Genomic DNA, 459 nt, shown 5'->3' with positions numbered 1-459 from the left:
GTTTGAGCCCATATTGGCACATGACATATGCAAATTGGCTAATTGAAAGCAACGATAAAAACGCTGCTGATAGCTGGCTTGCAGACTATCAACTGCCGAGTAACGCAACCGATGCAGAGCAATCACAATGGTTAGTACTGCAAGTAAACTACGTTAATCGCTTTAGTGATAGTAACCAACGAATAGCTAAGCTCTCAGCGCTTGAAACACGCTACCCAGATAACCGAGAATTGGCAGAAGCATTGATCAATGCTCATATCGAGCAAGGCAATAGTAACCAGGCTATTACCCGCTTTGAGCAGCACATGGCAAAAGGACAAACTGTGTCAACGGATACTGCTTTAGCTATTGCGACACTTGCTCGTCAGCAACAAAGAGATGGTTTAGCAGATCGCATCATTGCTGGGCAAATTAATCAGCTTTCAAGTGAGCAAAGCTATCGTCAGCAGCAATTAATGG

General features: G+C 44.0%; 1 protein-coding gene. It reads left to right on the top strand.

Annotated elements, in window-relative coordinates; genetic code table 11:
• Nucleotides 1-20: 20 nt before the first annotated feature.
• Nucleotides 21-459 (top strand): hypothetical protein (locus HUS62_RS23600; RefSeq protein ID WP_175081214.1); only part of this gene is annotated, 439 nt, incomplete at its 3' end.

The sequence above is a fragment of the Pseudoalteromonas sp. 0303 genome (assembly GCF_013349995.1).
In the GTDB taxonomy this organism is placed as follows: Bacteria; Pseudomonadota; Gammaproteobacteria; order Enterobacterales; family Alteromonadaceae; genus Pseudoalteromonas.
The sequence above is the reverse complement of the archived record's forward strand: the minus strand, read 5'-3'. Positions and strand labels throughout refer to the sequence as shown.